This is a genomic window from Arthrobacter sp. CAL618, assembly GCF_000468215.1.
GTDB lineage: Bacteria > Actinomycetota > Actinomycetes > Actinomycetales > Micrococcaceae > Arthrobacter_D.
This window is the reverse complement of record NZ_ASZW01000044.1, coordinates 1-8,308: the sequence shown is the minus strand read 5'-3', so window position 1 is coordinate 8,308 and position 8,308 is coordinate 1. Positions and strand designations below refer to the sequence as shown.

General features: G+C 64.8%; 7 protein-coding genes (1 of these 7 cut by a window edge). 5 read left to right on the top strand and 2 right to left on the bottom strand.

Annotated features, from left to right (window positions below):
• On the top strand, positions 1-470 hold the 3' portion of the coding sequence (locus K728_RS0102465) for a protein adenylyltransferase SelO (RefSeq protein ID WP_024475737.1). It extends 997 nt beyond the left edge of the window; the window shows 470 of its 1,467 coding nt (coding positions 998-1,467); the start codon falls outside the window, past its left edge; its stop codon occupies positions 468-470.
• 155 nt (positions 471-625) lie between these two features.
• On the opposite strand, the gene K728_RS0102460 is transcribed toward K728_RS0102465, so the two are convergent.
• Complete coding sequence (locus K728_RS0102460) at positions 626-1,357, bottom strand: ferritin-like fold-containing protein (RefSeq protein WP_019481660.1); 732 nt, start codon at positions 1,355-1,357, stop codon at positions 626-628.
• Between the two features lie 96 nt (positions 1,358-1,453).
• On the opposite strand from K728_RS0102460, the gene K728_RS0102455 reads away from it, so the two are divergent.
• The 3 genes from K728_RS0102455 to K728_RS0102445 all read left to right on the top strand — a co-directional run bounded on the left by K728_RS0102455 (position 1,454) and on the right by K728_RS0102445 (position 5,796).
• On the top strand, positions 1,454-2,956 hold the full coding sequence (locus tag K728_RS0102455; protein ID WP_019481659.1) for an RNB domain-containing ribonuclease: 1,503 nt from the start codon (positions 1,454-1,456) through the stop codon (positions 2,954-2,956).
• A gap of 268 nt (positions 2,957-3,224) precedes the next feature.
• Positions 3,225-4,928 (top strand): DEAD/DEAH box helicase, encoded by a 1,704-nt coding sequence (locus tag K728_RS0102450; protein WP_019481658.1) that lies wholly within the window; start codon positions 3,225-3,227, stop codon positions 4,926-4,928.
• 7 nt (positions 4,929-4,935) lie between these two features.
• Entirely contained in the window at positions 4,936-5,796 is an 861-nt protein-coding gene (locus K728_RS0102445; RefSeq protein WP_019481657.1) for a DNA-methyltransferase, read from the top strand.
• Between the two features lie 28 nt (positions 5,797-5,824).
• Here the strand turns inward: K728_RS0102445 and K728_RS0102440 are convergent, their stop codons facing one another.
• Positions 5,825-6,670, bottom strand: a complete 846-nt coding sequence (locus K728_RS0102440) for a PHP domain-containing protein (protein ID WP_019481656.1) — start codon at positions 6,668-6,670, stop codon at positions 5,825-5,827.
• A gap of 78 nt (positions 6,671-6,748) precedes the next feature.
• On the opposite strand from K728_RS0102440, the gene K728_RS0102435 reads away from it, so the two are divergent.
• A partial coding sequence (locus tag K728_RS0102435) for an aminopeptidase P family protein (protein ID WP_024475736.1) occupies positions 6,749-8,308 on the top strand: 1,560 nt, incomplete at its 3' end.

Below are 8,308 nucleotides of genomic sequence, written 5' to 3'. Positions count from 1 at the left end.
GTCGCCAGTATGGCGACGCGTGGGCGACCGGGATGAAAGCCAAACTCGGCCTGGCCGGCAACCCTGATGATTCGGTGCTCCTGCCCCTGATCGATGAGCTACTCGCACTGCTTCAGGCTGATCGGGTCGATTACACCTCCTTCTTCAGGAGCCTCGGCGCTGCCGCCCGGGGCGACGCCGATCTGACGCGGACCCACTTTGCCGATACTGAAGGGGTCGACGCCTGGCTCCACCGCTGGCGTGCCCTTGGGCCAGACGCCGTCGCAATGGGCCGGTTCAACCCCGTCTACATCCCGCGCAATCATCTGGTGGAGGAAGCCCTGGCAGCTGCGACGGGTGGGGATCTGGTGCCGTTTGAACGACTGCTGGAAGCCGTAACCTCGCCCTACGACGAGCGGCCCGGGCTGGAACGTTATGCTGCTGCCGCACCCGACGATTTCGGCGCGTACCGGACTTTCTGCGGGACCTAAATTCGTTCGCCTTCGCCTGCCTGACGCCGAAGAATGTCAGCGGCATGTCGACCGGCGCAATGCGCCGTGGCGCAGGCCTGAGGCAAATGGGCAGGCGCACGCTCAGCAGGGCGCCGACGGGGGAAACAAAACCGCCGCAGGCTGATTGAAGCTAACTAAGCGGTGAGGCCGAGCAGGCTCATGCGGCGGGAGTGGTTGCGGGTGAGCTGGGAAAACAACAGCAGCGTCTCCTTCTCCTGGTCTTCCTCGGCTCCTGCGAACAGCAGCGCGCCGAGGAATGCTCGCTCAATTCCGATGCGCTGTGCCTGGGTGAGAGCCTCCCCGACCAGTCGTCTGCCCCACAGCGCCAGCCGGGAAGCCAACCGCGGGTCGTCGGCAAGTGCCTCCTGCAGCCGTTCCTGCAGCAGCGGCCCCTGCTCATCGGCAGACTGGATCCGTCCGATCAGCTCTCGGGTCGATGCATCCAGCCGTCCGGCGAGCGCCGTATAGAAGTCGTCGGAGATCGCGTCGATCACGTACGCCTTCATCAGCGATTCGTACCAGTCGGCTGGCCGGGTTCGCTCGTGAAAAGAATCGATTGACGGTTGGAAGGGGGACATCGCGGTCTCGACGTCCACCCCCAACACAGCCAGGTGGTTGCTGACCATTTCGAAGTGCTCAAACTCTTTGACAGCCAACCGGCCAAGGGTGGCCCGGTCATGGAGGGTGGGAGAGAAACGCGCGTCTGAGGACAGCCGCTCAAATCCTGAGAGTTCGCCGTAAGCCATCACCCCGAACAGGTCAACGATGAACCGTGCGTAGCGGGGGTCCGCAGGGAGCCGGGGGTGCGTTCCGGCGGTGTGCTCGTCGGAGGCCTGCTGGGGAGGGGAGGACGGCAGTGAACTCATGGGGTTAAGGGTACCGGTGCCCGAACGCCTGAAACCCGGTGACGCGCGCTGCGCGCGATCCGGTGGGCGGTCGGTCGGTGTATTACGGTTGAGATTGTGCCGTACTCGCATCTTGATTTGTCGAATCGGAATTCCCAGCTGCAGCTGACCCGTTCCCTGCAGCTCCTCCGGGAGGAGTTGGGCCTCGAGTCCGACTTCCCGCCGGAGGTGCTCGCCGAAGCTGAGCACGCGGTCAGGAACCATTCCCGCCCGGATACCGATCTGACCGACCTGGGCTTCATCACTATTGATCCACCCGGATCCATTGACCTGGATCAGGCAGTCCATCTGGAACGCCGCGGGGCCGGGTACCGGGTCTGGTATGCGATCGCCGACGTGCCGGCATTCGTGGCGCCGGGTGGTGCGATTGATCTGGAGGCCCGACGCCGGGGCCAGACGGTTTACGCCCCGGACGGCAGGATCTCGCTCCACCCCGAGATCATTTCCGAGGACGCCGCCAGTCTTCTGCCTGGGCTGGTTCGCCCGGCCTACGTGTGGCAGTTCGAGTTAAACGAGGCGGGCGAGGTCGAGGACACCGACCTGCGACGCGCCCTCATCCGCAGCCGGGCCCAGCTCACCTACGAACAGGTGCAGCGCGACATCGACTCAGGCGGCGCCCCCGAGAATCTGCTCCTCCTCCGGGAAGTGGGGCTCCTACGGATCGAGCTGGAACGCCTCCGTGGAGGCGCCAGCCTCAACCTTCCCGAGCAGGAGATAGCCAACGACGGCGACAGGTACTTCATTCTGACGTCGCCACCGCTCCCGGCGGAGGACTGGAACGCACAAATATCCCTGATGACGGGGATGGCCGCCGCTCAGTTGATGATCGACGGAAAAATCGGTGTGCTGCGCACCATGCCCCCGCCGGACCGGGAGTCCGTGGCACGCTTCCGCCAGCAGGCGCGGGTGCTCGGCACACCCTGGCCGGAGGGTATGGCGTACGGGGAATTCCTGCGCAGCCTTGACACCACCGATCCCCGCCAGCTCTCACTGATGCATGCGGCGGCGTCCCTGTTCAGGGGCGCCGGTTATACAGCGTTCGACGGCGAACTCCCCGCCGCCATGAGCCAGGCTGCCATTGCCGCTCCCTATGCTCACACCACAGCGCCGCTGCGGCGGCTGGTTGACCGTTTCGTTCTGGTGATCTGCGCCGCCCTGTGCGGCGACACCGAGGTCCCGGCGTGGGCGCGCGACGCACTTCCGGAACTCAACTCGCTAATGAACTCGTCCAACCAACTCTCCTCCCGGCTCGAACGCGGCGCACTGGACGCCGTCGAGGCAGCGTTGCTGAGTAATCTGGTGGGGCAGGAATTCGACGCCGTCGTCATCTCCGGGGCTAAACCGCCGAACGGCAACTCGCAGAACGGCTATCTGCCCGTCGGAACCATCCAGCTGGCCAACCCGGCCTTCGAGGCGAGGTGTGAGGGGGACCTGGTTGCCGGCGAGGCTGTCCGGGTGCGCCTGGTACGTGCTGACATCGATGCCCGTGTTACCCGCTTCGAACTGATCAATGGCCCGGCCGGTCCCGGCGTGTCGGGCACGCCGGCCGGGGCAGGGTAGAGTTTACTGCGTAGTAATGGATGCCCGGTCGTACTCATCATTCCCTGATAAGTTACCCCTGACCCGCAAGTACCTACGCGATCTTGAGTTCTTCTTAGCCGACAGGATTCGTCCGAATCCCCGGCCTGCAGTCGTAAGCCCGCGATCGGCTTCCACTGGACGCCATGCGCCTGTTCCTCCGGGCTGACCACACGTCAGCCACCCGTCGAGATCCAGCAGCCGTACGGCCTAAATGAACGGTATTTAATTGAACACTGAAAACACCCAGGTGACCGACACCCATCATCTCCATGCCGACAACAGCGACGACGAGATCTTCGTCGAGGAGACACTGGTAACCACCGAGGAGCCCCATAAAGAGGCCGAAGAAACGTTCGCGGACTTCAACGTCCGTGCAGACATTGTGGAGTCCTTGGCTGATGCCGGGATTATCCACCCGTTCCCCATCCAGGCGATGACCCTGTCAATCGCCCTGGGCGGACATGACATCATCGGCCAGGCCAAGACCGGCACCGGTAAGACACTCGGCTTCGGTATTCCCGCCCTGCAGCGCGTCGTCGCCCCCAAGGACGACGGCTACGACCGACTGCCTGTGCCGGGCGCCCCCCAGGCGCTCATCGTGGTTCCTACCCGCGAACTCGCCGTCCAGGTTGCTGGTGACCTCACCACCGCCGCCAAGAAGCGTCACGCCCGGATCGTCACCATTTACGGTGGCCGCGCCTATGAGCCACAGATCGAAGCGCTCAAGAAGGGCACCGAGATCGTGGTCGGCACCCCCGGCCGTCTGATCGACCTGTACCGCCAGAAGCTGCTCTCCCTCGCCAATGTGAAACTGGTGGTGTTGGACGAGGCTGACGAAATGCTTGACCTTGGGTTCCTGCCCGACGTCGAAACGTTGATCGCCGGCACCCCGGCTGTACGGCAGACCATGCTGTTCTCAGCGACCATGCCCGGCCCGGTGGTAGCTATGGCACGCCGGTACATGACCCAGCCGACCCACATCCGCGCGGCTGATCCCGAGGACGAGGGAATCACCAAGAAGGATATCCGCCAGGTCATCTACCGGGCACATAACCTCGACAAGGCCGAGGTGGTGGCCCGGATCCTGCAGTCCCGCGGCCGTGGGCGCACCATCATTTTCACCAAGACCAAACGCACCGCCGCCAAGTTGTCAGAGGAACTGATTGACCGCGGCTTCGCGGCCGGGGCGATCCACGGAGACCTGGGCCAGGGCGCCCGGGAGCAGGCGCTTCGGGCCTTCCGCGGAGACAAGATTGACGTCCTCGTGGCCACCGAGGTGGCAGCCCGGGGCATCGACGTGGAAGACATCACCCACGTGATCAATTACCAGTGCCCCGAGGACGAGAAAGCCTATCTGCACCGGGTCGGCCGCACCGGCCGGGCCGGCAAGAAGGGCACAGCCGTCACCTTCGTGGACTGGGACGACATGCCACGCTGGGGCCTGATCAACAAGGCTCTCGGCCTTAACGCTGCCGAGCCCGTGGAGACCTATTCCTCATCCCCACACCTCTACGAGGAACTTGACATCCCCGAGGGCACCAAGGGACGGCTACCCCGGGACAAGCGGACCCTCGCAGGCATCAACGCCGAAACACTTGAGGATCTCGGCGAGACGGGCAAGAAGCATCGTGCAGCCCCCGAGTCACACGGCTCCGGCCGGGGACGCGGCTCGGAGCGCTCCGGCGGCGGTGACCGTTCACGCGGCGGCGACCGCTCACGGTCGTCCGATCAGCGCGACTCCCAGAAATCCGGCGAAAGCTCCGGCAACCGCCGCCGTCGTTCGGGCGGATCAGCCGAAGAATCTGCACCGTCACGCCAGACGGCAGCCAGCGCGCCAGCATCGGGTGCCGACAACGCACCGGCCACCGACCGTCCCCGCCGCAGCCGCTCCCGCACCCGGAGCCGCAACGGTGAGGTAGTGAACAAGCCTGCAGCCGGAGCCGAGGGCTAGGCACAACATGTCCGTCCCCGCGACGGCGCCGTTGTGGCGTTCGGACGGCAGCAACCTGGTGGTGCACGCCGACAACGCCGACTACCTCCCGACGCTGCCTGACAATTCCTTCACCATGATCTACGTTGACCCGCCCTTCAACACGGGGCGGGCCCAACGGCGTCAACAAACGTCGATGGTCCGCACCATTGATGGGACCGGGGACCGGGTCGGTTTCAAGGGGCACAGCTATTCGACGGTCAAGGGGATGCTGGCGAGCTACGACGACGCCTTCGAGGATTACTGGGAGTTCCTGGCCCCACGCCTCGCTGAAGCGTGGCGGCTCCTCACCGACGACGGCACCCTGTACGTGCATCTGGACTACCGGGAAGTGCACTACGTCAAGGTGATGCTTGACGCCCTTTTCGGCAGGGACAGCTTCCTGAACGAAATCATCTGGGCCTACGACTATGGCGCCCGCGCGAAGAGCCGATGGCCAGCCAAACACGACAACATTCTGGTCTACGTGAAGAACCCTTCGAACTACTATTTCGACAGCGCAGGGGTGGACCGCGAGCCCTATATGGCGCCCGGGCTGGTCACTCCCGAGAAGGCTGCCCTGGGCAAACTGCCCACCGATGTCTGGTGGCATACCATCGTCTCCCCCACCGGTCGGGAAAAGACCGGCTACCCCACCCAGAAACCCGAGGGGCTCCTTCGCCGGGCGGTCACGGCCAGCAGCCGCGAGGGTGACTGGGTACTCGACTTCTTCGCAGGATCCGGAACCATCGGCGCGGTGGCAGCGAAACTGGGCCGCCGGTTCGTCTGCGTTGACCAAAACCCCCAGGCGATCGACGTGATGAAGGCCAGGCTCGGCGCCTACTGCTGACCGGTTCCCGCTTCGCGCAGGCAGGTGTTCAGCGAACCACTACCGACCCGGTGGCCAACGCCTCAATTTGCTCCAGCACGTCGGGGGCAGTGAGGTTCTCCCCCAGGCGGTTCGGTTTTCCTTCCCCGTGGTAGTCGCTGGATCCAGTGGCCAGCAAGCCATGCTCCGCAGCAATCCGTCGCAGGTCACGGCGTCCCGGCTCCGGGTTGTCGCGATGTTCGATCTCCAGGCCCTGCAATCCGGCATCGATCATCTGGCCCATCACATCGTCACCCACGATCCGGCCGCGGGCCGATGCCACCGGATGGGCGAAGACCGCAACGCCGCCCGCCGCGCGAATCAGTTCCACCGCCTGCGCGGGGTGCGGTGCGTAGTGGCCCACCCAGTAAGGGGACGCGGCAGTGAGGATATCGGTGAAGGCTTCGCTCCGGTTGGAAACGATACCCAGCGCCACCAGAGAATCGGCGATATGGGGGCGTCCGACAGTTGCCCCGTCCGCGATGTGCTCCTGCACATCGGACCAGGTAATGGGATAGTCGGCTCCGAGGCGCTCCACCATTCGCTCGGCCCGCGTCAATCGGGCGTCCCTGGACCGAAGGACTTCAGCCTTCAGTCCGGGGTGTAGCGGATCGTGCAGGTAGGAGAGCACATGAACGCTGATACCCGTGTCAGTCCGGCACGACACCTCCATGCCAGGGATCAGCGCCACGCCATGGGTACGCGCCGCAGCTGCGGCTGCTGCCCAGCCCGCGGTCGAGTCGTGATCGGTCAGGGCAATCACATCAATTTCCGCGTCCAGCGCTGCCTTGATCAGCTCTGCAGGACTTTCGGTGCCGTCCGAGACGGTTGAATGGGTGTGTAGGTCGATTCTCACCCACCTAATCTACGCCCGCAGTGGTGTTCTCCCTGACAACTGTTTGGTTGCCTCCGGTACCGGTGAGATCATGGACTGGTGAGTACAGCAGAGAACAACACCCTGTCCCAGACCGCCGGCGCGCTCTCCACCACCGAAGAGCAGCCTCTTGTTGCCCGGAACGAGAACCGTTCCCAGCGCCCCGAATCGGAGGCGTTTAAGGCGTTCATGGCCCAGCAGTGGGAACCCAAGCCCACCGAGCTGCCCGCCGAGGCTGAGGTAGCCCCGCACGCCGCGAAACGCCGTCGTGCTATCTCAGACCGATTCCCTGGCGAACGGCTCGNCCCCGCCGGACCGTTCAAGGTGCGCTCCAACGACACCGACTACCGCTTCCGGCCGCATTCCGGGTTCGCGCACCTCACCGGTCTTGGGCTCGATCACGAACCCGACGCAGTGCTCATCATGGAGCCCACCGAGGCTGGCCACGGCGACGACGGCGGCCAGCACCACTCCACCCTGTACTTCAGGGAGCTTGCTGGTCACGACAACCCCGAGTTCTATGCCAATGCCCGCTACGGCGAGTTCTGGATCGGCTCACGCCTGTCACACGCGCAGATCAGGACCCTGCTCTCCATCGAGACTGCAGACCTCGCCGAACTGGAAGTCGCAGTCACCAAGGACGCAGGCGTCCCCGAGGTGGGAGGCATGCGGATCCGGTTGCTGCGCGAAGTCGATCTCAACGCGGACGCCCTGGTCGACACCTCCCGGATCAACACCGGCGTCGACCTGGAAAAATCCGATGAGCTCGACGGCAAGCTCGCCGAAGCCCTCTCCGAACTGCGCCTGATCAAGGACGCCTGGGAGGTGGACCAGATGAAGGTCGCCGTCGCGGCGACAGTCAACGGCTTCCACGAGGTGGTCAAGGAACTCCCCCGCGCCATCACCCACCATCGCGGTGAGCGTGTCGTCGAAGGAGCATTTTTCGCCCGCGCCCGTGAAGAAGGCAACGACCTGGGCTACGACACCATTGCCGCGTGTGGCAACAATGCCACGGTGCTCCACTGGATCCGTAACAACGGGCCGGTGCACGCAGGGGAACTCCTGCTCCTCGACGCGGGCGTCGAGGCTGACACCCTCTATACCGCAGACATCACCCGCACCCTCCCGGTCAACGGCAGGTATACCGGCATCCAGCGGAAGATCTACCAGGCAGTCCTCGACGCCGCCGACGCCGGATTCGCGGCAGCCCAACCCGGCCGCAAGTTCCGCGATGTCCACCAGGCGGCAATCACCGTTCTCGCGGAACGGCTCGACGCCTGGGGCCTCCTCCCCGTGTCCCTCGAGGAAGCCCTGTCGCAGGACGGCCAGCACCACCGCCGGTGGATGCCGCATGGTACGAGCCACCACCTGGGCATGGACGTTCACGACTGCGCCCAGGCCAAGCGCGAGCTCTACCTGGACGGCATCCTGACCGAAGGTATGGTCTTCACCATCGAGCCAGGCCTGTACTTCAAGGACGAGGACCTGGCGGTCCCCGAGGAGTTCCGCGGGATCGGTGTGCGGATCGAGGACGACATCCTGATGACCGCCGATGGCCCCGTGAATCTGAGCGCGGCGCTGCCCCGCGAGGCCGACGACGTCGAAGCGTGGATGGCGGGG